Source organism: Methylobacterium sp. J-068 (assembly GCF_022829445.1).
Taxonomy (GTDB): Bacteria; Pseudomonadota; Alphaproteobacteria; order Rhizobiales; family Beijerinckiaceae; genus Methylobacterium.
Genome location: NZ_JAKSXY010000027.1, coordinates 1 through 22,802 on the forward strand (window position 1 = coordinate 1; position 22,802 = coordinate 22,802).

Annotated in this window: 17 protein-coding genes and 2 pseudogenes; 7 read left to right on the forward strand and 12 right to left on the reverse strand. The window is 65.1% G+C overall.

The features are described 5' to 3' along the window. Both MKK54_RS01990 and MKK54_RS01995 read left to right on the forward strand, forming a co-directional pair. A partial coding sequence (locus MKK54_RS01990; RefSeq protein ID WP_279597115.1) for a CoA-transferase occupies window positions 1-320 on the forward strand: 320 nt, incomplete at its 5' end. Window positions 321-795: 475 nt separating this feature from the next. Beyond that, a complete protein-coding gene (locus MKK54_RS01995) occupies window positions 796-2,448 on the forward strand; it encodes a porin (RefSeq protein WP_244008830.1) in 1,653 nt (550 codons plus the stop codon). 77 nt (window positions 2,449-2,525) lie between these two features. Here MKK54_RS01995 and MKK54_RS02000 read toward each other — a convergent pair whose 3' ends face one another. Then, window positions 2,526-4,421 carry a bifunctional sugar phosphate isomerase/epimerase/4-hydroxyphenylpyruvate dioxygenase family protein gene (locus MKK54_RS02000; protein ID WP_244008831.1) on the reverse strand — a complete coding sequence of 632 codons (1,896 nt, stop codon included), beginning with the start codon at window positions 4,419-4,421 and terminating at the stop codon, window positions 2,526-2,528. A 115-nt stretch (window positions 4,422-4,536) separates the two neighbouring features. Between MKK54_RS02000 and MKK54_RS02005 the strand changes: the two genes are divergently transcribed. Beyond that, window positions 4,537-5,442, forward strand: coding sequence for a LysR substrate-binding domain-containing protein (locus MKK54_RS02005; protein WP_244008832.1), 906 nt, complete (start codon window positions 4,537-4,539; stop codon window positions 5,440-5,442). 194 nt (window positions 5,443-5,636) lie between these two features. Here MKK54_RS02005 and MKK54_RS02010 read toward each other — a convergent pair. Further along, a pseudogene (locus tag MKK54_RS02010) lies at window positions 5,637-5,855 on the reverse strand (integrase core domain-containing protein); the annotation flags it as partial. Window positions 5,856-6,094: 239 nt separating this feature from the next. Continuing rightward, on the reverse strand, window positions 6,095-6,757 hold the full coding sequence (locus MKK54_RS02015) for an IS110 family transposase (protein ID WP_313898368.1): 663 nt from the start codon (window positions 6,755-6,757) through the stop codon (window positions 6,095-6,097). Window positions 6,758-7,248: 491 nt separating this feature from the next. Between MKK54_RS02015 and MKK54_RS02020 the strand changes: the two genes are divergently transcribed. The 3 genes from MKK54_RS02020 to MKK54_RS02030 all read left to right on the forward strand — a co-directional run bounded on the left by MKK54_RS02020 (window position 7,249) and on the right by MKK54_RS02030 (window position 9,870). Then, window positions 7,249-8,817 carry a tyrosine-type recombinase/integrase gene (locus MKK54_RS02020; RefSeq protein ID WP_244008834.1) on the forward strand — a complete coding sequence of 523 codons (1,569 nt, stop codon included), beginning with the start codon at window positions 7,249-7,251 and terminating at the stop codon, window positions 8,815-8,817. A gap of 62 nt (window positions 8,818-8,879) precedes the next feature. Beyond that, entirely contained in the window at window positions 8,880-9,074 is a 195-nt protein-coding gene (locus MKK54_RS02025; RefSeq protein WP_244008835.1) for a hypothetical protein, read from the forward strand. 241 nt (window positions 9,075-9,315) lie between these two features. Further along, window positions 9,316-9,870, forward strand: a complete 555-nt coding sequence (locus tag MKK54_RS02030) for a hypothetical protein (protein ID WP_244008836.1) — start codon at window positions 9,316-9,318, stop codon at window positions 9,868-9,870. A 60-nt stretch (window positions 9,871-9,930) separates the two neighbouring features. Here the strand turns inward: MKK54_RS02030 and MKK54_RS02035 are convergent, their stop codons facing one another. The 8 genes from MKK54_RS02035 to MKK54_RS02070 all read right to left on the reverse strand — a co-directional run bounded on the left by MKK54_RS02035 (window position 9,931) and on the right by MKK54_RS02070 (window position 18,426). Beyond that, on the reverse strand, window positions 9,931-10,239 hold the full coding sequence (locus MKK54_RS02035; protein WP_244008837.1) for a hypothetical protein: 309 nt from the start codon (window positions 10,237-10,239) through the stop codon (window positions 9,931-9,933). 211 nt (window positions 10,240-10,450) lie between these two features. After that, window positions 10,451-10,870 carry a hypothetical protein gene (locus MKK54_RS02040; protein WP_244008838.1) on the reverse strand — a complete coding sequence of 140 codons (420 nt, stop codon included), beginning with the start codon at window positions 10,868-10,870 and terminating at the stop codon, window positions 10,451-10,453. A gap of 152 nt (window positions 10,871-11,022) precedes the next feature. After that, on the reverse strand, window positions 11,023-11,295 hold the full coding sequence (locus MKK54_RS02045) for a hypothetical protein (protein ID WP_244008839.1): 273 nt from the start codon (window positions 11,293-11,295) through the stop codon (window positions 11,023-11,025). Window positions 11,296-11,664: 369 nt separating this feature from the next. Next, complete coding sequence (locus tag MKK54_RS02050; protein ID WP_244008840.1) at window positions 11,665-12,909, reverse strand: hypothetical protein; 1,245 nt, start codon at window positions 12,907-12,909, stop codon at window positions 11,665-11,667. A gap of 135 nt (window positions 12,910-13,044) precedes the next feature. Next, window positions 13,045-13,902 carry a hypothetical protein gene (locus MKK54_RS02055; protein ID WP_244008841.1) on the reverse strand — a complete coding sequence of 286 codons (858 nt, stop codon included), beginning with the start codon at window positions 13,900-13,902 and terminating at the stop codon, window positions 13,045-13,047. A gap of 340 nt (window positions 13,903-14,242) precedes the next feature. Continuing rightward, the gene (locus MKK54_RS02060; RefSeq protein WP_244008842.1) at window positions 14,243-15,271 is read right to left on the reverse strand and encodes an adenylosuccinate synthetase; all 1,029 of its coding nucleotides are present in this window, start codon (window positions 15,269-15,271) and stop codon (window positions 14,243-14,245) included. Beyond that, the gene (locus tag MKK54_RS02065; RefSeq protein ID WP_244008843.1) at window positions 15,250-17,067 is read right to left on the reverse strand and encodes a ribonuclease H-like domain-containing protein; all 1,818 of its coding nucleotides are present in this window, start codon (window positions 17,065-17,067) and stop codon (window positions 15,250-15,252) included. Before MKK54_RS02065 ends, MKK54_RS02060 begins: the two co-directional genes overlap by 22 nt. A 540-nt stretch (window positions 17,068-17,607) precedes the next feature. Continuing rightward, window positions 17,608-18,426 carry a 23S rRNA (adenine(2030)-N(6))-methyltransferase RlmJ gene (locus tag MKK54_RS02070; protein ID WP_244008844.1) on the reverse strand — a complete coding sequence of 273 codons (819 nt, stop codon included), beginning with the start codon at window positions 18,424-18,426 and terminating at the stop codon, window positions 17,608-17,610. Window positions 18,427-18,796: 370 nt separating this feature from the next. Between MKK54_RS02070 and MKK54_RS02075 the strand changes: the two are divergent. Continuing rightward, window positions 18,797-19,163 (forward strand): annotated as a pseudogene (locus MKK54_RS02075) (ISL3 family transposase); the annotation flags it as partial. A 456-nt stretch (window positions 19,164-19,619) separates the two neighbouring features. On the opposite strand, the gene MKK54_RS02080 reads toward MKK54_RS02075, so the two are convergent. Next, on the reverse strand, window positions 19,620-22,757 hold the full coding sequence (locus tag MKK54_RS02080) for a PAS domain S-box protein (RefSeq protein ID WP_244008845.1): 3,138 nt from the start codon (window positions 22,755-22,757) through the stop codon (window positions 19,620-19,622). Window positions 22,758-22,802 lie beyond the last annotated feature (45 nt).

The window sequence follows — 22,802 nt, forward strand, 5'->3', positions numbered from 1 at the left end:
CCAACTGGATGATCCCGGGCAAGATGGTGAAGGGCATGGGCGGCGCCATGGACCTCGTGGCCGGCGTCAAGAAGGTGGTGGTGGTGATGGAGCACACCGCCAAGGGCAAGGACGGTTCGGAGAGCCCGAAACTGCTGGCCGAATGCGACCTGCCGCTCACCGGCACGCACGTGGTCGACATGGTCATCACGGATCTGGGCGTCTTCACCATCGACAAGAAGGGCGACGGCGGCATGACCCTCGTCGAACTCGCCCACGGCGTCACCGAGGACGAGGTCCGCGCCAAGACCACCGCCGCCTTCGCCGTCGCGTTGACCTGAGCGCGTAGACGCCCGGCCCGCGCCGGCCCGCGCTCCGACCGGGCCGGCGCGGCGGGCACTGTGCGAGAGACACTCGGCACCGCCCCGCTCCCCTGCGCCGTCCGGCCGGGAAACGATGGCCGCTGCGGTGCGACGGGCCACGACACCGGGAGCGGGATGTCCGGCCGAAACGGTCCGGGACCATCGGTGTCCCCATCATGGCCGAGCGCTCCAGGCTATAATTCGACCGGCCCTGTGACACTTCAGCAACGTTTGTGACCTTGGTACGACAATGGGCATTTTCAAATCTGACGAAGACTTGTCCAATTGACTCAAATTCGAATTGCAGGCTGAGATAGCAGATATCAGCAAACAACAGTCATCGGCACTCGTTCGGTTCGACGGTCATCGGCGCCTCGCTCATCGCGGCGGGCGCGTGTGGCCAAGGAATCGGTGTGCCGAAATGACGTCGCGACAAGATGATGTGGGGGAAACAATGCCAACGTATCGAAGCTTACTCCTGGGGTCCGTGGCGGCCCTGGTGACGATGCCCTTCGCCCGGGCCGCCGACCTGCCGGCGCTCAAATCCGCCCCGATCGAGTATGTCCGCGTCTGTACGACCTACGGGGCGGGATTCTTCTACATTCCCGGCACGGATACATGCATTCGTCTTTCGGGCCGGGCTCGGGCCGAATTCGGTTACCAGCAGAATTTCGTCCGCGGCAATTCGCAGGGCGATCTGAGCATGTATCGCGGGCAGATGCGCCTCAACGTCGATGCGCGCACCCAAACCGATTACGGCACCCTGCGGGCCTTCGTGAGAATGGAGGCCTCCAGCCGCACCGGCAACTTCATGTGGTCCGGCACCCTTCAGCGAATCGGAAAGGCGTACGCGGCGACGGGGCAAGACCAGCTCAACCGGACCCAGCAGCAATTCGACGTCGACAAGGCCTTCATCCAGTTCGCCGGCCTGACGGCGGGCCGCGCCTCGTCCTTCTTCGACTTCTACGCCCACGACTTCGAGATCATCGGCGTCTCGCACGGCTCGGACGTGTCGGCGACGAACCTTCTCGCCTACACGGCAACCAGCGGCACGGGCTTCTCGGCCACCGTCTCCATGGAGGATCCGACCTTCCGCAAGACCGGCATCTACGCGGCCGCCGCCAGCGCCCCCGCCCTGGCCGCCTTCGGGACGACCAGCGCGCCGAGCCCGGTCTTCCAGGGCTTCGCGGCCGACGGCACCCCCACCGGGGTCGGCTTCGTGGATGTGGTCGAGCGCAACCGGATGCCCGATTTCGTCGGCACGCTCCGTTACGACGGAACCTGGGGCTCGGCCCAGATTTCAGGCGCCGTCAAGGACGTCAATACCGGAAACTTCATCGCCGGTGCCTATCTCGGCACGAATAACGGCGTCGCGCTGAGCGCCGCCAATGCCGTCGCCGTCTCCCGCCCGAACACCGAGATCGGATGGGCGGTGCAGGGCGGCGTCAAGATCAACCTGCCGATGATCGCCGCGGGCGACACGCTCTACCTTCAGGGCGCCTACGCTCAAGGCGGCACGCAATATACCGGTGTGCAGTTCTTCACCGCAGGCTACATCACCGCGGCGCGCCCGTTCCAGGGGGCGTCCTTCTCGCAATACCTGCCGGACGCAACCCTCAACCCGCTGACCGGCAAGCTCCAACTCGTCGAGACCTTCTCGGCGGTGGTGTCCTACCTGCATTACTGGTCGCCGCAATGGCGCACGGCCGTCTTCGCCTCCTACGCGGGAATCAACTTCGCCCCCGGTGCGCGCGCGGCCCAAGGGGCCGCCAGTGTCGTCGGCGGCATGACGATCGGCGGGTCGCCGGGCCTGCCCAATTCCGTCGGCTATGCCTTCAGCGAGCAGCTGCGCGACAGCCACCAGTACTACGCCGGCGGCAACCTGATCTGGTCGCCGGTGCGCGACCTCGATATCGGCGTGGAGGGCATCTACTCGTCGACCAATCTGAACAGTGGCCGCGTGATCGACCAGAACAAGAGCCCCGGTGCCGTCGTCGCCAGCATCAGCCCGACGGGCGCGCCCCTGACCGCCTCCGGTGCCGTGATCCGCACCACGAACGCGACCGACACCTTCCAGGTTCGCATGCGAGTCCAGCGCGACTTCTGAAAGGGACATCCGCTGAGGCCAATGCTTGCGGACCTCCGATCCCGGCTCGGGTGAACCGAGCCGGGATCGAGCCGTTTTCAGGCCTGGGCCCGCATCGGCACGGCGGCGTCGCTGGGCAGGAGCTTGAGGCGGGTCTGGGCGGCGAGGCGGATGCCGGCCCCCTGCGGATCGAAGCCGGCATAGCCGCGCCGTTCCACGATCTCGAAGAAGAAACGCCGTTCGAAAGCGCGCGTGAAAAAGTGAAAGTACGATCCCGTGGCGTCACGGTCGTAGATGATCTGGTGCCGACGCATGCGCGCGACCAGAGAGGCGTCGAGGCCAAAGCGCGCGACGAGGTCGTCGTAGTAATTGTCCGGCATCGCCAGGAATTCGATCCCTCGCGCGGCAAGCGCCTCGGCGGTGGCGAAGATGCTGTCCGTGGCGAGGGCGACGTGCTGTACGCCGGCGCCGAAATAGTAATCGACGAAGCGCGACGACAGGGTCTTGCTGCTGGCCGAGCTGTTCAGCGCCAGGGTCATCGCCCCGTTGGCCGTGTGCAGCACTTCGCTCTGCACGAGCCCGACGGGATCGACGAGGTCGACCTGCGGTTCGGCCTGAACCGCGAACAGGCTGGTGTAGAACAGGCGCCAGGACAACAGCTCCACATGCGCCACGGTCTGGGTGAAATGGTCGATGGCCTTAAGCCCGGCGCCTCGGGTGTCGGCCGCGGGGTCGATCTCGAAATCCTGCATCCAGGCCGCCTCGGGATCGATCCCGGCCTCGACGAACTCGATGAGTGAACCGCCCACCCCCCGCACGGCCGGCAGGGTCCGCTCGCCCGGTCCGTGCGCCTGCTCGAACGAGGGGATACGCAGGCCCTCGGCCCGGGCGTGCGCGGCGGCGACGTCGTTGACCGCAAGGCCGATGGCGCAGACCGACGCCCCATGGACGGTGCCGTGCGCCGCGGCGAAGCCGTCCGGTTCGCTGTTGAGCACGAAATTGATCCGCCCCTGCCGCCACAGGCTCACCTGCTTGCTGCGGTGGCGCCCGCCGGGGGCGAAACCGAGCTTCTCGAAGAGCGCGCCGAGCTTCACCGCATCGTCGCGCGAGGCGGCGAACTCGATGAAATCGAGGCGCTCGACGCCGATCCGGGGCGGCAGCGTCGCGGCAGCCGCATTCCCGGCCCGCGCGGCCTCGTCCCGCAGGGCGGTGAGCGAGCGCACGCCATCCAGGGCCGTCATCCGCGTGGCATTGGCGCGGAAGTTGTCGTTGAAGATCTCGAGGGACAGGACATCGTCGTATCCGATGTGCATCAGGGCGGCGACGTACTCGACCAGAGCCAAGCCGCCCTGGCCGGGCATGCAGCGCAGGTGGCGGCTCCATTGCAGCACGTCCATCTGGATCGTTGGCGCGTCAGCCATCTGGACGAGGAAAATGCGCCTGGGATCGATATCGAGCAGGCTTTCGGTCGGGATGCCACGCGCCAGCGAGTGAAAGCTGTCGAGGACAAGGCCGGCATTCGGATGGTCGGCCGCCCGAACGATGGCCCAGGCGTCGCGATGGTCGTTGACGTGGCGCCCCCAGGCCAACGCCTCGTACGCGACGCGCAAGTCCCGGCGCCTCGCCCGTGCCCCGAGTTCATGGAGATCGGCGGCGATGCGTGCATGGTCCCCGCTCGCATCCGCCACTGTCGAAGAACACACCATCAGGAGGTCGGTGCCGAGTTCCTGCGCCAGGTCGAACTTGCGCTCCGCCCTGTCGAAAACCGCCGCGCGGCGTGGTTCCGGCAGTCCCTCGAAGTCTCGGAAAGGCTGGAGTGTGACGCAGCGCAGGCCGTGATCCGCGATCATGCGGCCGATCTCGCGCGGCTTGTGCGTATCGGCCAGCACGTCGGCTTCGAACAACTCAACCCCCTCGAAGCCTGCGGCGGCGATTGCCGCGAGCTTCTCCGGCAGCGAACCGCTGAGCGAAACAGTGGCGATGGAATTGTACAAGCGCGCCTCCCCAGGAGCTATCATGCGGCGGGTGGAGGTCGACTATGCGGTTCCGGTCGTCGGCCGACAAAGTCTATGATGCGTGCCAGGTATAACCGCGTGTTATGGATAGGCCGTGCTCAACCTTCGCCAGATCGAGGTCTTCCGCGCCGTCATGATCGCCAAAACGGTCAGCGGCGCAGCGCGAATGCTCCACACGTCGCAACCGGGCTTGAGCCGGATGCTGAGGCACATGGAGGATCGGCTCGGCTTCCTGCTGTTCGACCGCTCGGGTGGGCGCCTCGTACCGACGCGCGAGGCGAAGATGCTGTTCGAAGAGGTCGAGCGGATTCACAAGGCCCTCGCCGATCTCGATCACTTCAGCGCGTCACTGGCCCGCGGCGAGGATGAACTTTTCAGGATCGGCGCGTCCCCGTCCCTCGGGCATTCCATCGTTCCGAAGATCCTCAAGGACCTGACCGAGCGCTTTCCCCGGCTGCTCCTTCAGTTCGACATCCTCTCCGTCGAGCAGGTGGTCGATTATCTCGTGATGCACGTCGGCGCCTGCACGTTGACACTCTTTCCCATCGATCATCCCAACATCGTCTCCGAACGCATCGGCCGCACCGAAATGGTCTGTGTCGTACCTGCGGACCATGCATGGGCCGACCGGAGCACGATTCGTCTGGACGAACTGATCGATCAGCCACTCATCTCCTTTCAGGATGAGACGCCCCACGGCCAGGTCATTGCCCAAATGTACGCACGTGCCGGCCTGAAACGAAAAGTTGCCACCTATGTACGCTTCGCCGAGACGGCCTGCGCCTTTGTCCGAAGCGGATTTGGCATCACCATCGTGGATGCCTTTACTGCGGATCAAGGGATTGGCAACGCAAGGACCCTTCGCATTACGAGTACGGGTGAAATGCAGGTGTTTCTGCATCGCAATCGTCATTCAGCGCATTCGCGAATTAGTAAACAATTTGCGTGCGAAGCGCGGCGGCAAGTAAAATTATCAGTCGATGCGCTCAATATAGGATGATAAGTAATTTGGACCAGATTGTATTAAATCATAAAACAAGAAATATTTTATCTAAATTTGGCAGGCAACGGCGGCGGGTATTGCGATACCTACACACAAACGGTTTGGAGCCCGTCCGATAATGTCCGGTAGGAGTTAAATGGTCGAGACGGCGGTTGACCTGACCGGTATTTTGGACCGAGCCGATTCAGAGGCTACTGCATGGTGGGTTCCATGGGTAGACGGAACGCCCGATCTGAGAAGCTGACGGGCGCGAGCGGCCGGTAGCCCAGCGCCGAATGCGGTCGAACGCGGTTGTAGGTGTTCCGCCAGAGCCCGATCATGATCTGCGCTTCCTTCAGTGAGCAAAAGATCTCCTACCTCAGGCACTCATCGCGAAGCTTGCCGTTGAAGATCTTACAATCACCATTCTGGTCTAATCAACGATGCGCGTGTCAACGGATTATGGGATCCCCCGTGGATCTCATGCTTCCCTTCGAGGTCGACCCGAGGTCGCCTCAGGATGGGTTGCTGAAGTGTGGTGGGACCAATCTCCCTTACGCGGCCTCGGAATCTAAGGATGCCGGACACAGGAACGGCTCCGTCCTCGCCTGACCCTCGTCCCCACGGGGACACCATTCCGCGTCGTGCGCGGATCTCGATCGCGGTCGGCTCAGATCGTGGTGAGCCGGCCCGGCGGTTGGAACACGCTTCCATCACGCCACATCCGATGCAACACGACGACAAGGCGACGTGCGAGGGCGACGCGTGCTTTCTGCAGCCCACGGCGCTTGGCGACAGCCAGGGGCCAGCTGCGCAGGGCCGAGGGCTTCGTCGCGTGCACCAGCATGCTGGTGGCGGCCTCGTACGGCGCGTGGCGCATGAGCGCGTCGCCGGTCTTGGTGATCGTGCTCGAGCGATTCGTCTCACCCGACTGGTAGCGACGCGGCGTCAGGCCGAACTGGGCGCCGACGTCGCGGGAGTGAGCGAAGCGCTCGGCCTGATCGACCGTGGCCCGGAAGGCCAGTGCGGTGATCGGGCCGACACCGGGTACCGTCATCATTCGGCGACAGGCCTCTTCCTCGCGTACAGCCTGTAGAACCATGCGATGCAGGGCTTCGCGCTGGCTCAGCAGCATGGCCTGTACGAGCAGGACGGGCTCTACCACCCGCAGCAAGCTCGGTCGGTCCGCGAGCAACTCGCGTACGCGTCCCGCGAACCCAGCGCGCCCCACGCGTCCCATCTTCAAGCCGAAGCCGCGCAGTGTGCCGCGGATCTCGGCTTCGACGTCGATCAACTTGCTGACGAGTAGACGGCGCTGCGTCTTCACGTGCACGAGCGACTGGGCCAGAGCTTTGACACCGGTACGAGCGTCTCGGTCGGTGTCGATGCTGGCATTCCGGCCGGCGTGGTATGGTCCGGCAAGGCGAACCCCACGCGGTTCGAGCCTCCCCGTCCGAGCGTCCGATCTCGGACGGCTCCGAAAAATCCCGTCCAAGAGCCGTCCGAGAACGCAAAAGCCCCGGACTTTCGTCCAGGGCCTGCGGTCTACAATTCGTTCTGTCCGTGCCCTAAGCCACTAAGCTGAATAGCTTTTTGACGTTGGGAAGATTGGTAGCGAGGGAGAGATTTGAACTCCCGACACAAGGATTATGATTTCTATTGTTCCGGCCCTGCAGCCCGAGTTCAAGCCCGGAATGATCCCGGGTGGGATCACGAAAATGCCAGCGAGTACAGGGAATTGCGTTAACGGGGGGCAACTCGCCTCGTCGTAGAGCGGCTAGAGATCTCGGGCTCCGCAGCCCGAGAACAGCCCGAGCCGGTCCGATGTCCGTACGCCTCTCCAAGACCCACGTCGACAAGGCCCTGCGCGACGTCGCCGACGGCGGCCGGACTTACGACCTGATCGACAGCCAACAGCCGGGCCTCCTCCTCCGTGTCGGGCCGCGCGGCGCGCGCTGGGCATTCAAAATCATCCGGCAGCGCACGACGTTCAGGATGACGCTCGGGTCCCCGCCCGGCCTCACCCTCGACGAGGCCCGCTCCATCGTCGCGGAGGCGCAGCGCCACATCGCCAACCGCACCGATGAGCCCGGCGACCGGTTCCTGGAGGACCAGCTCATCCGGCTCGGCCATCTCCCGCCCCGGCCGCCGCGCCAGCCGCGGGATCCCGTGATGGTTGCCGAGATGATGGAGATCTCGGGCGACATCCCCTACTGGACCTGGGAGAGGGCGCGCGAGGCCTACCTCGCTGAGGTCAAGCGCACCCTTCGGGACGCGACGTGGAAGGACTACAAGGCCAAGCTCCACATCCCCGAGCTCGGCAAGCTCGCCGATCGGAAGGTGCGCAGGATCTCGTTGGAGGACCTCGCCGAGATCGTCGCCGCCGTCCACGCATCGGGTCGCGAGACACATGCCGTCAACGTAGCCTCGGCCCTCCGCCCGATGTGGGGATGGCTCCGGAAGGCGCACGTGAAGCGGTCGAGCGGTATTGGCGTCGAGGGGATCGGTGCTGACATCGAGAAGCTCGCGGCCCCGGACCGGACCCCGGGCGTCAAGCTCCGAGCGAACGGCAAGCAGGCCGGCCGCTACGTCGCGACCCCGGCCGAGATCGGCACGGTCCTCGCCGTCGCCCGCGCCGGCGTCATCGACCCAACGGTGTCCCTCGCCCTGGAGCTCTTGGTCCTGACGGCCCAGCGCTGGCGCCCGATCGTGGACGCGCGCGTCGAGGATTTCGTCCCGTGGACCGAGGAACCGGGGTGGGGCTGCTGGTCGATGGGTCCGGCTCACCGCAAGACGGCCGACAAGCGCGACGACCAATCGAGGCACGCCCTCCCGCTGCCTCCGGCGCTCTGGGCCCGGATCCTGCCGCAGCTGCAGGCCTGCACGGCGGCCGGGCGGGAGCATCTGTTCCCGCAGATCCGCGCTTGGCGGATCGGGGACGAGGTGTCGGGTCACATGAACGAGGCGGGGCTCAACCACCGCTTGCTCGACATGGGGCTGCGAGCGAGCCCTCACGACATCCGGCGTGGGTTCTCCACGCACTGCCAGAAGACGCTGCGCCTGCCCCGCGACGCCGTGAAGCTCGTCATGGACCATAACGAAGGCATCGCAGCGGACGACGTTCTCGAAGGGCACTACACGCAGGACGACCGCCTCGACCTCAAGCAGCCGGTCATGTCGCGGTGGCTCGCCTGGTGCGAGGAGCAGGCGGCGACGGCGGCCGCGGCGTTCCCGCCCCTGCCGGAGCTGGCGGCCGAGACCGCCGCCCGGCGCCGGGCGCGCGAGAAGGACGGCAAGGCGAAGTCGGCCGCGAAGAAGGCGGCTGCCGCCGCGGCCAAGGCCGAAGCCGCCGTCGGCGTCGAGGGCGACAAAGTCCTAGAACTTGCCGCGTAGCCCAGGGAAACCTCAACCACGCCGCCAGCATCTGCCACTACGCTTTGCGGACGTGGCACGGGATGCACCGCGGGGCGATCCACGTGCACGGGCACAGCCATGGGGTCCTCCCGGGGACCGCGCGATCCTATGACGTCGGCGTCGACGATTGGCGCTACCGCGTCGTGACGATGGCAGAGGTCCTGGAGCGCCTCGCCGAGAACGCGGCCCGCGAGAACGGGCCGGCCGCCGGCGCGGCGCTGGCCGAGGCGGCCTAGAGCAGCCTTGCCAGGGCGTCCTCGTCCTCTCGGGGTGGGTGGGGGGCGGTGAGCTCGGCGCCGGGGCACCGTCTCGCAGGGCGGCAGGCGCTCTCCATCCTGGAGGCGGCCCACGCGCTGAGTCTCGTCTACCCGCATAGGCGGCAGCTTAGCCCGGGCCTGCGGGACAAGCTGTTCGGGGCGGCCCTGGTCCCTTGCTGAGGCCTGCGGGAGACTGATCCCACACACAGAGGAGACGGAGATGGACAAGGCAACGAAGGCGGCGAAGGCGTTGGCCGCCCTACTCGATGCGCTCTACCGGGCGATCGTCGCCATCGTGATGGGCGTGCTCTCCCTAATCAGGATCGCCCCCCGGCCGACGGCGGCCGCCGTGGCCCGGGAGGTCCTTGAACAGGCGCCGGTGGCGCCCGAGCCGGAGCCGGAGATCGAGCCGGATCTCGGCTGGCTCGTGAAGGACCACGCAAGCAAGCGCCTGGGGCGCCGCCCGGCCGGGATGCCGACCCTTGCTCCCCTGCCGGCCGTCATCGAGATCTGGATGGCCGACCTCGACCAGGCGCAAATCCGACGGCTCGCGAGCCACGACCTCGCCGCTCGCCTCATCCAGCAGCATGTCACATCCGGCACCGCCGGATGCCTCCCGACCCTCGGATACGTCCTACCCTCGATGCGGACGGCTTATCCAGCTCCGGTCACACTGGGCCGCGATGGACGGACGGGCAAGGGATCGCTGCGCGTCGATCTCCAGGAAGTCCTCGAAGACCTCGGGTACGCCCCGGCCGGCCCCCGCTTCCGCTGACCGATAGACCCAGCTACCGCTGGAACGCCGAGCCCGCCGGATCCCCCGGCGGGCTTTTTTTCATGCCTGGATGGCGCGGAGCAGGCGGGCCAGCGCGGTCTCGGCACGGTCGGCGCGGGCCGAGGCGTGGCCCACCTCCGCGACGAGGACGGCCGTCTCGGCACGGGCCCGGCGGGTCTCGGCCTGCGCAAGAGCGACCTGGCGGCGGAGGCGGACGATCTCCTCGGCGAGAACCTCGGCGGCGCCAAGGTCTTCTAGGCGGCGATGCTCGCGGACGGCGGCATGCTGGCGTGCGGCACCGACGACGATGCCGGCAGCCTGGAACCCGCGGCCGAGGACGTCTCCGGTGACGTGGGCTACGTGCGACATGGGGCCTCTCCTGGCTGGGCGGATCTCTCCCCCCGCAGAAGGCACCTGGCCGGCGTCGCCGGTCAAGAATCCCGCGCCGGGATCCCATGATGAAATCGGGCTTATCCCTGGCCCCAGGTTGACACACGCGTGGCAGCGATTGCTTTCGAGCCAGAGGTTTTCGTCCTCCCGTTACTCCTAAGCTATGTATCGAGGTTCTCAAATGACTGAGTCAGGCAAGGGAGCGGGCGTGTAACGGTCGCTTCGGTTTCATGAACAACCGCTTCCGGATCGCCGCCATTACGACCTCCCCGTCGTAGGCGGGGGTGCTTGGATCGAGCTTCTGGGCCCGGATGCTCCGGATCAGCAGGTGCTCGCGCGTCAACGACAAGACGAGTCGAAGGTCGACCGGCCGGCTCACGCTGTCCTCGCACCGCAGAAGGACGCTCCGGAGCGCGTCGACGATGCAGCGGTCGAGCAGGCCGGGATCCGGCTCACCGGCATCGCGACGGCGCTCGCGGACGAGCCTCTGGTGTCCGGCGTTCTGGCGACGCAGGCGCGCTCGGTGCGCGGCCGCGGTACCTCTGTAGTAGCGGGCCGCCACGTTCTCGGGGCCGGCGTCGGGGTTCGAGGTGGGGATGAAGCTGTGCATACCCCATTGTGCCACTCGGCTAAGCAAGAAACGGCATGACATGTCAGGGCCGATCCGCTGCACGTCAGATGGTCTCGTTTGTGCCTTGCCCCGTGCGCACAATTCGGCCCGACGTCATGCCAAGATGACCCGACCTCGGGTCGAGGCCCATCTCACACGTGGACGTCGACAAGGGCCATGGAGAACCCGATGAAGGCCGGGCGGCTCGACGTTTTGACCTGGATCGTCACAGTGTCGCCCGAGGCCAGCAGGCCGCCGGCCCCGGAGAGCGTCGCGACCGTCTTTCCCGGCGCAAAGTAGAGGGCGCAGAGCGACCGCAGGGGCCTCGTGCGCCAGGTCTGCGCGAAGACCTCGAACCGGAGGCCGCTGGCCGGGGCGGTGTCGAGCTGGCCGACGGATCCCGCAAGTCCCTTCGGGATCGCCAAGGGGGTGCCGAGGCGGCGCGGAGATATGAGCTCGCGGTAGGCCAGCTCGTGCGTCCGCTGCCGGAGGGAGACCGCGACCCAGGACGCGCTACCGTCAGCGTCGACATGGTCGAGCGCCGTGCTGGCGGGCAGGTCCGTGCGGGCCGCGGACGAACCGTAGGGTACAACGCCTGGGACGGCATCTCGAAGCCCTCGACGCGGACCTCGGTCGTCAATACCAGCCCGTGCCGAATGGGCTTTATCGGGAGAAGTCGAATAAAACAACACTTAAAATTCAGGTAGTTCTTTCAAAATTGCAGTGATAAGTTCATATATGTCGTATAAAGATTTTACTTAAAATATTGTGCAGTGTAAATTTAATATGTATAGTTACCCCCTTTGTCGATTAATTCGAGTTCTACGATTTTGTCGAATTTTCGGTTTTCTTTTTATTATGGGAGTGAGAACTTTAGCGGCCGCTTTTTGCTCTAACGTGGAGATCCGGCGTTCCAGATCCGCCATCGAGGTCGCAGCTCGGTTCGTGGCAAACTCCGCCGCTGTGACTGCCTGAAGAAGTTTGGCGTTACGCGCTTCGACCGCTCCCAGGCGATCTTTCAGTTCCCCGTCCTCGACCAAACGCCGTTCGATGACGTCGAGGCGCGCACCGTACCCCTCTACCTTGGGGGCGACCCGCTCGGCATCGACAAGGCTACCGGTCTTCGCCTCCAGGACCGCCACGCGTGCCTTGACGTCGCTCGTCGCGATATTCGCGGTCTGCACCAAGTTCCATGTCGTGTTCACGATGCCGGTGATGCCGACGACGGCACCCAGGACGGCAAGAAGACCGAAGCCCCGGACCCATGCCTGCACCTTCTCGCTATCTTGCCGTGCTTGTTTCGCGTCCCGTCGCGCGCCTCGTACGGCGGTGGGGATCGAACTGGCGATCGGGAGGCCGCCTCCGGCCTTGTACAGGTATTCGCTTGGCGAGTTGTTGTTCTTGTATCCCTCGATCGCGAGCACCCTGCGATCCGGGTCGCTCCACGCAAGTGTGGGCCCGGCGCTCTTTTCAAAATTTGCGCTCGTCTTCGTGAACTCCACCCATATGAGCGCCTTGCTCGTATCAAGGTAATAGTCCGACGAGGTCAAATTATGCAAAGGTATCAGCAGTCGGCCTTGAAAGCCTGGATCAACGAGCGGCCCTGTTCCAAGAAGAAGCCCACGATGGACATGCGTGATACGCAGATTGAACCGCATCGCTATATAATTTGGAAGGAAGAATTTGTTTCTCGTTTGAACAAATACGATCGAATTTGCCGGTAGTTTGAGAAACGTGTCTTCTTCTTTCAGAGTTTTTTCAATTTTTTTCTTACCTTTCCAGTATATATAATCGCCACCAATATGTATTTCTAACGATGCCGCTTTGAGTCGGCCGTCATGAGGTTTTTCGGTCGCGGCGAAATGGAAGCCCGTCATCCCGGTTGCGCGGTCATAGTCCAGGATCTCCGCCGACGATAGCAGCGCGGGCGGAACCTTGGGGAATGGATCATCATTCTTGAATTTCTTAGCGCGCGCCTCGATCTCCACTAGCGATCGGGCATAAACACCCAGATCGCCGGTTCCCGTCGACTGAGCCATATCTACTTGCGCTCCCGCCATTGTCACCACCAGCCATGCGCATTCGATTTTGATGGTTTGCCCGGAACCGGTCTTTGCGACACGGCTCAGCAGGCGGTCTGAGTGTTGATGTTGCTTTGATGTCGGGATCGACCACTACCCGTCGAATTGGAGCGGCGCGGCGGCTGCGAACGGCTCGTTTCCAAGCCCGTCCTCGGGATACACACCGTCGTGCGTCGCCGGGATGAACCGCTCCGGCGTGGCGTCGCAGTGGGCATGCCAGCCGGCCTCGATGAAGTTCCTCACTCCCGCGTTCAGCGAAGCGTGGTGATTCTCGTGGCCGATGACCCAAAAGACGCGACACGATCCTCGCTTCAGGACGACGGGACAGAGGAATGCCGGTCGCCCGATCGCATCCGCAATGCGTATCGCCATGGCCGAGATCTGCGACCTATGCGACGCCGTGCGGTTGAGGTGATGGTATACGACGAGTGACTGGCCGCGAGCCCAAAAGGCCGCGATCTCTTCAAGAAGGACGTACTTGCCCGCCTTCGGTCCGTCCCGGGCCGCGATCTGGGATGCTATGCCGTTGTCCGGGTCCAGGAACACCAGGTCCGACGATGCGGTCTTATCGAGGGCCTGGGCGAGCCAGGCGGAGCGGTAGGCCGCCCGGCGATGGGGCACCGAGCCATCCCCGGCCACTCCCGCAACCGGTGTCGCGTGATACCGTGTATCATCAGGCAGCATGCCTGAGCGTTCGAACTCTTCGATTGTCCGCCGACCGAGCGCGACGATCCGTGCGAGGCCCGAATGCAGGTTAGGGTCCAGCATCGAAAATGAACTGTCGCGTAGATAACCGATGTGTCTACCGTCGCCGTTGTGGGCTTCGTCGGGGAACTTGTACCAAACCACTCCGAGCTTGAGGCGGCCGATCGGTGGATTGTTAGCCGTCAGCTTGCGAAGGAGTGAGAATTTTCCGAAGTCACCAACATCGCCAATGTATCTGTCCTGCATTTCACAAGCGCCGCAGCATTCAAGTTACCCACCAAATCAGATTATGCGGTATGATGTTATGATACCCAAAATTATCACTGACCAGCCAGGCAAATAATACAGCAACGCCATCAGGAAGCTGAGAGTGCCAGCGCGTTTCCCGGTCAATGCTCCCCCGCTTGGCGTTGACTTCACCTGCTTGATGGCATTCTCCGTTCCCTTCGTCAGTATGATGGCCCCGATTGCGATCAAAGCGAGTGAGGCTGCGCTCCGAATCGCGAGTTCGACCAACCGGGCGGCTTCCAACGACATGAGGTCTCCTTCGTCCCGGCCGATGAGCCGCGTTCGGGGCTGATCAGCCTCAGGCGTTCGATCCGAGTACGGACGACCGTGCGACGAGATTGTCAGGCCCGAATCCGAGCAGGTCGATCTTTCTGCCGATCGGACCCTCGACCGTCCGCTCGATGAAATCGACGACCTTCGAAGACGAGGGACCGTCCGCGCTCACGTAGTCGAGATGATTGAGGACGATGCGGGTCGGTCGGTTCATGCGGATGGCCCTGCGCACGATGCCGGGCTCGAAGCGTCCCACGCGCCGAACCTTCTTGGTCGCCGTCGTCAACTCAAGGTAGTCTGCGGGTAATCCCGCCTGGTTTGCGATCTCCGACCACGTGATCTCACCTGGAAGCGGTCCAGAGTTGCCGGCGACCCTGATCGGGTATGACCGAACTACGAGCGTTACATCATCGATGTCGAACGCGCTCAGGCCCGCTTCCGCAGCGAATGCGACGGCGGTGGTGTCCCTGGTTGTCGTGAAGGGATAGTCGCCGTGCAACAGGGATAGCCCGAAGCCCTGGCTTCCCTCAATGACAATCCTGGCGCCGCGATCGACCAGATCGGCGAGGAAGGTCTCGGTATCCTTGAGGTACGGCCATAGGGCGCCGTGGTCGCCGGCCAGCATGGTTGACTGACCCCGTGCCATCATCCGGCGCGCGAGCGCGGCCCCTGATCCGGATCCGGTCGACCCGATCCGATCCATCAGCCCTCCCCGGCTTTCCGCCGCCTTGTCCTCGGCCATTATCAGGCTGGCGGCAGGGCTGACGTACACGCGGTCGGGACCGAGGCCGAGGCTCCGGACCTCGTCGAGGAATATGTCAGGATCGACCAGCGCCCCTGGCGGGAGGACCGCAACGGTATTCGGTGCGAGGACGGACACCGGGAGCTGGCGCAGGGCTCGACGGCGGCCATCCAGGTCGATGCCGGTGTGCCCGGAATTCGTGCCGCCCACCCGTACGACGGCGACCGCGTCCTGACGACGGGCAAGTTCCAGGGCGACCTTTCCCTTGCCTTCCGATCCGTACTGCCCGCCTACGACGATTGAGATTGGCATCCTCGAGCTCCCGTTCCGAGTACGTGGCCGACCACGGTACGGATGGCCTGCTGAAACTCCCCTACCCCGCTTTCATTCACAATCCGTGTCGACGCTAGGTCGCCCAGCGCCTCGATCTCGTTCTCAACGGGTTGGGCGTCGGCCTCGGCCAAGGTGCGGCCCGTCCCGTCGCTCTCGAAGCGCGCTTGGCGGGCTTCGAGGGCCGCGTCCACATGGACGTGCACGAAGTCCGGACCCAATCGCTCATGGAAGAACGTGGCGTCCTCGATCCAGCGAAGCCCGTCCACCACGACGAGGTTTGCGTCGCCCACGCGCTCCAGGACGCGTTCGCAAAGCCAACGCTGCCCCATCGTCTCATGTAACCGCATTCCCGCCTCCTGACGGGAGATGCGATCCGGCACTCTCCCACCCGCACGGATCTCGTCATCCACGACCTGGCTGAAACGCGTGTACGAGAAACCCAAGGCTTCCAGTTCACGCGCCAGCGTCGTCTTTCCCGCGGCGATGCGACCGCTCACGCCCACCACTAGCGGGCGCTTACCGGGTTTCAGGAGCGGGACGATCAATGCGTTTTCCCCGCAGCCCGTCAATGCCTCGAAGCGACCGGCTAGGAAGAATGTCCCGACCAACGCGGAGGTGATTGCGTCGAGCTCGTCATGGGTCACCTTTTCCGTGAGGGGCTTGCCCTTCAGGCCAAAAGCCGCGAGCCCAGCGACGAGCCATTCGGGTCCCGCGCCCTTCCGCGGGATTCCCAGGATGTCCTGCGCTGCGCCCGGATAGCTCTCTATGACGGGTATCCCGAGCCGACGGATCCGTTCGGCGAGCGCGATGCCCCGCGCCGTAAGCTTCTGCATGCTCGGCAGCAGGGAGGGGTAGACGTTGATGCCGCGTCGCTTCAGCTCCCGCTCACAAGACCTCATGATCCCGAACTCGGCGCGGGTGGGATCGTCGTCGAACGGCGAAGCCCGGCCCCGCGGTAGGGAGAGCGGTGAGTCGATCGACACGAGGTCGGCTTTCGCCCCGACGACGTAGTCGACGATCTCGTCGTCGCTCGCCAATGTCTTCGTGGTGACGGTCGCACCGATCAGTGTCGCCAAACCGGAGGGCCTCGTCTGCGAACCCGTGAGATCGATGCCAACTATAATCTCCGCGACCGACGGACCGCCCTCGAACAAGCCCCCATAGGTCTGCGCCTGCCTGCCGAGCCTCCCCGGAAGCGGCAGCTCCGCTCCGTTCTCGGCGATGCCGACGGATCCTTTGAACCTAGACGCGAACGAAATGCTTTCGGAGAAGAGGCTGTTCCGGAGACCCCAGCTCGTGATCAGGTGGTCGAGGATGACGGCCATGCCCCGGACGTCGGCGCGGTTGTATGCAATGAGATCGCGAAGCGCGGAAACATCGCCCGCCAGGTACCGGTGCCAAAGGATGACGGCCGCCGCCCCGTCCCCATCGACGCCGTCGCGCGTGGCCGCGGCCAGCTCGGTCTCGATCGCCTTCTGCCCGCCGGTCAGCCCCAGCCGACGCGCGGCGAACCGCAGGTCGACATGCACAGGGGGCATCTCCAATTCCGGGAACTCCTGCCGCAGGAAGGGTACGTCGAACAGCTTTCCGTTGAACGTCACCAATGCGCTCGCCTCGCGCAAGGCGCGCCTGAGGGGACCTGGATCATCCCCGGCGACATGGGCATGGTAGTAGCCCCGATGCTCCCATCCGACGAGGGTGATCGAATCGTAATACCGGCTCAGTCCGGTCGTCTCCACGTCGAGGAGCAGCGCGCCGGCCGGATCGGAGGCCACCGCGACGATCTCTGGCGATGGGCCCCCGATCCGGACAGGCGGAGCCGTCGGCGCGGCCGTCGCCCTGGCCCGCACGCCGACGGGAAGGTCTATCCACAAGCCGGCCTGCGGGCCATATGTCGTACCTAGTAGGTTCATGTGTCCTCGACGGACGCCTGTACGGGCGATCGGGACCCGAGCGCGTGGTTTCGTCAACGATCGCTCAGTCGATAACAACTGACAAGTACGATGGGCTCCGGATCGGGTGTGGATAGGGTCGTAAATGGAGTACCGGACGGGAAATATCACGGCACGAATTGAGGTCATCGGCGGGAGCGGGACGGCGGGCGAATGGAATCCCCCGGCCCGGACATGGAGACGTGCTTCACGCTTCGTCGACGCCCTGGGTGCGGACGCAGCGTTGCACGCCATGGATGACCGGGCGGAGCGGGCCCTCCTCGCCGGCCGCCTCACGACGGCCCTGGCATGGCGGGACCTGATGGTGGCGGTGCATAGGATGACGCGTGAGGAGCGTCTCGAAGGTGAACGCGATCACTGACGCTACGCCGGGGCGGTGATCCAGCGCAGGTCGAATCGGCCGTCGGCGTAATCCATGGCGACCAGCAGCTCGGACGCTGCGGTTTCGAGCTCCTCCGCGTATCCCCAGGGGGCGTTGATGAACACCATCCCGCTCCCAACAAGCGTGTTGCCGTCGATGGGCGCGCGCAGTAAGTCGGCTCGCAGGATATTCGGAATCCCCGTTCGCGAAAGCGCTTCGCCGATGTCGGAGGCTATCCGGGTATCCTTGATCGGATACCAGGCCGCGAAGAGGCCGGTCGGCCATTTTCTTGCCGCGGCGATCAGCCGTCCGGCAAGGCGGGCTGCCTCGTCGACGCGCTCGAACGGAGGATCGATGAACACGAGGCCACGCCGCTCCACTGGTGGGATCAGGGCCAGCATGGCCTCGTAACCGTCACGATGGTGCACGGATACGCGCCTGTCCGACGCGAAGAGATTCTTCAGTCGATCCGCATCGTGTGGATGCAGCTCACATGCCGCCAGACGGTCGGTCGTACGGAGCATGTCGGCGATGATAATCGGTGAACCGGGATAGCTTCCTTTCGCGAGGTAGGGTCGGACGGCCGCCGCATAAGAGGTCGTCGCGAGCCTGCGGAAATCCAGTCGACCGATACCGTCCCTGGCCTCACCGGTCTTCGCCGCCTCCGGCGCATCGAGATCGTACAGCCCACTACCGGCGTGGGTGTCCAGCACGATGAACGGCTTCGGTTTTGCTAGCAGGCGCCGCAGCAGCAGGGCCAACGCCGTGTGCTTAAAGACCTCAGTATGGTTTCCGGCATGGTAGGCGTGGCGATAATTCATTGTCTCGGGCCAATATATGTCGCGATGGCGTGGGCTTGCTGGGCTTGGGTCTTGAATAGGCTCGGGTCTGGTAATCCCGATTTCGACCGGGCTCGACGGTCGGTCACGGACGAAGACATGAGTCAAGCCGCAGTTGCGACGGAGGTGGATCCTTCTGAATTCACGGGGCAGAACCGCGGGTGAGGCTTGACCGACTTTTCCTGTCCCGTGAAATGGGATCGCGAGGTAGACGAGGCCGCCCATCAACGCGACGTAGGTTAGATCTGCGACCCAGAGCTGGTCGGGTGTATCTCGGCGTGCAACGTCTCTGACACACTCTCGCTGATGCTGGCGGCTTTGAGGTTGCGGATATCCATGATGGAGCCGCAGCATGCGCCCTCGCTTTCGGTCATCGAGCCTCGTACCCGCTGGATTTATCGTCGATCATCACGATGTGGGCACAGACCGGATCGGCCTGGTCGTGAGGTCGGGAACTGCGGAGACGATCTGCCCAGACTGCCGGACCCCTAAGTTGCTACAGACGGCGTTTGCCGACCTGCCGCTCGGTGGCCGGCGCGTCGAGCTCCAGGCCGTTGTACGACGCTTCTGGTGCGACACGGCTGCCCGCGGGCGGAAGTTCTTCGCCGAGCGCTTCCCTGACGGCGTTCTGCCCGCCTCCGCGCGACGCAGCCGGAGGAAGTCCTCCGGTTTACCTACGAGGTCTTCTGGTCTCCCGACGCGCTGGGGCGCAGCTTGCCGCCGGAGCAGGTCGAAATTCTGACCGACAGGACGGAGCGAGAGGTCCGTTTCGAAGCCGGAGCTAAGAATGATCTACGTTAGGTAGGTGAGATATGCTGACAAAATCCATGATCGGGATGATGCGTCGGCGATGGCAGAATTCCCGCCCGTTCGAGGGGCGTGCGAGGGAAGGTCTTTTGCGGAAGTGCGAGTGTCTAGCGGTCCGGGGCCGACCCGGCAGGCGAAGGTGTGCTGGCTCGGCTAAAATGCGCGTTGTCGCAAGACGACGATGGAATGATCCGTCCGCAATGGCGCCGTGCGAGAATGCGACGCATTGCGACGCTCCTATACGTCCTCGATCGCACGCGCGTCACCCTTGCTCACCCTTAGGTGACGTAAGACCGCGCCGGCGCGTCCGATAGCGGCGCGTGTGCTGCGCCGAAACCAGTCGTGCTAGCGTCTCCGGCGAGTAGGGTTCACCACCGTTCGTGACGCCCATCTCGGCGAGCGTCGCTTGCACGAAGCGGAGGAAGGGGCCGCCAACCTCCCCATTTTTTCCTTCGCTTCGTGACACGCCCGCTTCGCGACCGACGTGCCGGCGGTAGATCTCTGAAAGGCTCTTCGTCACCAACAGGTCCAATGGTGAGCGAGCGGTTCGCAACGGCCATCTGGCGCCCGTTCATGCCGCCGGGCAGCCCGACGTCGGTGACCAGCAGGTCGATGCGAACGTCCGATTGCAGCACCTTCAGGCCGGCGACACTGTCTGCGGCTTCAATGGCAGTGTAGCCGAGATCCTCCAGCACCTCGGTGACGAGCATGCGTACCGAGGGTTCGTCATCGACGATCAGCACGGTCTCGCCCTGCTCGGCACGGCAGACCTCGGCGAGCCTGCGACCGGTCTCTTTCTCTTCGGCCTCGCCGTAGTGGCACGGCAGGTAGAGGCACACCGTGGTGCCTTCCCCAACCTCGGAATAGAGACGCACTTGCCCGCCCGACTGGCGGGCGAAGCCATAGACCATCGACAGGCCGAGGCCCGAGCCCTCGCCGAGCGGCTTGGTGGTGAAGAAGGGCTCGAACACCTTGGTCATCAGGTCCGGCGACATGCCGGTGCCGGTGTCCGAGACGCAGACGCCGAGATACTGTCCCGGCGGCATGTCGTGCTTGCGCGCGCCGGCCTCGTCGATCCACCTGTTGGCGGTCTCGATGGTGATGCGGCCGCCGTCCGGCATCGCGTCGCGAGCGTTGATGCACAGGTTCAGCAGGGCGTTCTCAAGCTGGCCCGGATCGATGAGCGCCGGCCACAGTCCGGCGAGGCCGACGACCTCCAGGTGGATGGAAAGCCCGACCGTGCGCCGGACGAGTTCCTCCATGTCGGTGACAAGGCGGTTCACGTTGGTCGGCTTCGGGTCGAGGGTCTGGCGACGGGAGAAGGCGAGCAGGCGGTGGGTCAGGGCCGCGGCGCGCTTGGCCGCCCCCTGCGCCACCGTCATGTAGCGGTCGATGTCACCTATCCGCCCTTGGGACATCCGCGTCTGCATCAGCTCCAGGGAGCCGGAGATGCCAGCGAGCAAGTTGTTGAAGTCGTGTGCCAGGCCTCCGGTCAATTGCCCGACCGCCTCCATCTTCTGGGATTGCCGCAGCGCCTCCCCGGCCTGTGCGAGGGCCTCGGCCTGGTCCTTGATCTCCGTGACGTCGCGCACGGAGGCGTAGATGAGCCCGTCGCGCGGCACCGCGTTCCAGGATAGCCAGAGGTAGCGGCCGTCCCGATGCCGGTAACGGTTCTCGAAGGTGATCTGGGCCTCGCCCCGTGCCAGGCCGCCCGCCGCCGCCACGGTGGCCCTGACATCGTCGGGATGCACGAAGTCGAGGAACGGGCGCGCCCGCATCTCGGCGTCGGTCCATCCGAGCAGGGTCGTCCAAGCCGGGTTGAGGCTGACGAAGTAGCCGTCGAGGTTGGCCACGCAGAGCATGTCGGACGACGCCTGCCAGATCTGGTCGCGCTCCGCGGTGCGGGCCGCGACCTGGCGGGCGAGTTCCGCCTCCGTCTGCTTGCGTGCGCTCACGTCCTGCACGAACACGTGGAATCCGTCGACCCGGCCATCCGCGGCCCGGCGCGGCAGGTAGCGGATCTCCGCGACCCGGTGGCGGCCGTCGCGATGCGGCCAGTCCAGCTCGAAGGTGACCGCCTCGCCCGCGAGCGCCCGGTCCAGGAACGGCTTGCGCGCCGCGTAGCCTTCGGGGCCGAGGAGAACCCGGACGTCCCGGCCGACGACCTCCTCCGCGGGCATGGAAAACCAGTCGTCGTAGGCCCTGTTGGCGAAGCGGAAGACGTGGTCCGCGTCGATGAAGGAGATCAGGACCGGCAACGCGTCGGTGATAAGACGGAGCTCACGTTCGCCTTCCTCCGCTCGCTGCTCGACCTTCCTGCGCTCGGTGATGTCCGAGAAGAAGATCGCGACGCGGTTCGCGGAAGGCTCCCCGGTCCGCAGGGCACGCACGTCGAACCAGCGGCCGAACACGTCGGCGTAGTGCTCGAAATGCGCGGGCTCGCCGGTTAGGGCGACCCGGCCGTAGGTGTCGAACCAATGCCGCTCCAGGTTAGGCGCGAACTCGCTCACCCACCGGCCCGTGACGTCCGCCCCCGTCTGGCGCACGAAGGCGGGGTTCGCTTCGGCGACCCGGTAGTCGACGGCGACGCCGCCCTCGAACCGCATCTCGACGATGCAGAAGCCGACCTCGATGCTCTCGAACAGGCTGCGGTAGCGTTCCTCGCTCTCCCTGAGTTTTGTCTCGGCGAGCCTGCGGTCGTGGATGTCCTCGACGACGCCGTACCACTGGACGATGTCGCCCCCGCCGTCGCGGCGCGGGTAGGCCCGGGCCCGCATCCAACGGTGCGCGCCGACCGCCGCTACATAGATGCGATAGTCGACGTCGACGGGCTCGCCGCCGGCGAGGCTCGCCCCGAAGGCCGCCATCGTGTGCGGGACGTCGTCCGGATGGATCGCCTTGGCCCAGCCGGCGCCGAGCGGCTCGCCGGGGGCCTGGCCGGTCAGTTCGAGCCAGCGGTTCGAGTACGACGTGATGTTGCCCTGCGGGTCGGCGGTCCAGGGGACCTGGGGATTCAGGTCCACGGTGTGCCGGTAGTGGTCCTCGCTCTCCCGCAGGCGGGCGGTGGTCTCGCGGAGTTCCTCGCCGGCCCGGTGCTCGGCCGTGCGGTCGCGCAGGACCTTCACGAAGCCGAGGTCCTCGCCGGCCTCCCCGCGCAACGGCATCATCTCGCCAGAGGCCCAGAAGCGCGAGCCGTCCTTGCGCAGGTGCCAGCGCTCGTCGTCCGCGCGGCCGTGTTCGAGGGACAGGCGCATCTCCGTGCTCGCACGGCCGATGGCGTTGTCCTCGGGGGTGAAGATGCATCCCAGGTCTCGCCCGCGCATCTCCTCCGCCGACCAACCCAGGATGCGCTCGGCCCCGACGTTCCAGTCCGTGACGAGCCCCTCCCGATCCGTGAGGACGACGGCGAAGCTGGTGATGCTGTCAAGGACGACCGTCTGCCCAGGGCCGTGGCCCGCGCGGCTCGGCCGTCCTGTATCCTGGGGTGTCGTCGTGCGTATCGTCATATGGCCGGTGGTCTGGGGTCGGAGCGTCCGGGACACAGCGCCGGG

Bases quoted from the DNA above. Each gene is read 5' to 3' on its own strand.
- MKK54_RS02030 (WP_244008836.1), top strand. From the start codon at position 9,316: ATGGACAAGGCAACGAAGGCGGCGAAGGCGTTGGCCGCCCTACTCGAT.
- MKK54_RS02025 (WP_244008835.1), top strand. From the start codon at position 8,880: ATGCACCGCGGGGCGATCCACGTGCACGGGCACAGCCATGGGGTCCTC.
- MKK54_RS02070 (WP_244008844.1), bottom strand. From the start codon at position 18,426: ATGAATTATCGCCACGCCTACCATGCCGGAAACCATACTGAGGTCTTT.
- MKK54_RS01995 (WP_244008830.1), top strand. From the start codon at position 796: ATGCCAACGTATCGAAGCTTACTCCTGGGGTCCGTGGCGGCCCTGGTG.
- MKK54_RS02060 (WP_244008842.1), bottom strand. From the start codon at position 15,271: ATGCCAATCTCAATCGTCGTAGGCGGGCAGTACGGATCGGAAGGCAAG.
- MKK54_RS02035 (WP_244008837.1), bottom strand. From the start codon at position 10,239: ATGTCGCACGTAGCCCACGTCACCGGAGACGTCCTCGGCCGCGGGTTC.
- MKK54_RS02055 (WP_244008841.1), bottom strand. From the start codon at position 13,902: ATGCAGGACAGATACATTGGCGATGTTGGTGACTTCGGAAAATTCTCA.
- MKK54_RS02050 (WP_244008840.1), bottom strand. From the start codon at position 12,909: ATGGCTCAGTCGACGGGAACCGGCGATCTGGGTGTTTATGCCCGATCG.
- MKK54_RS02020 (WP_244008834.1), top strand. From the start codon at position 7,249: ATGTCCGTACGCCTCTCCAAGACCCACGTCGACAAGGCCCTGCGCGAC.
- MKK54_RS02080 (WP_244008845.1), bottom strand. From the start codon at position 22,757: ATGACGATACGCACGACGACACCCCAGGATACAGGACGGCCGAGCCGC.
- MKK54_RS02040 (WP_244008838.1), bottom strand. From the start codon at position 10,870: ATGCACAGCTTCATCCCCACCTCGAACCCCGACGCCGGCCCCGAGAAC.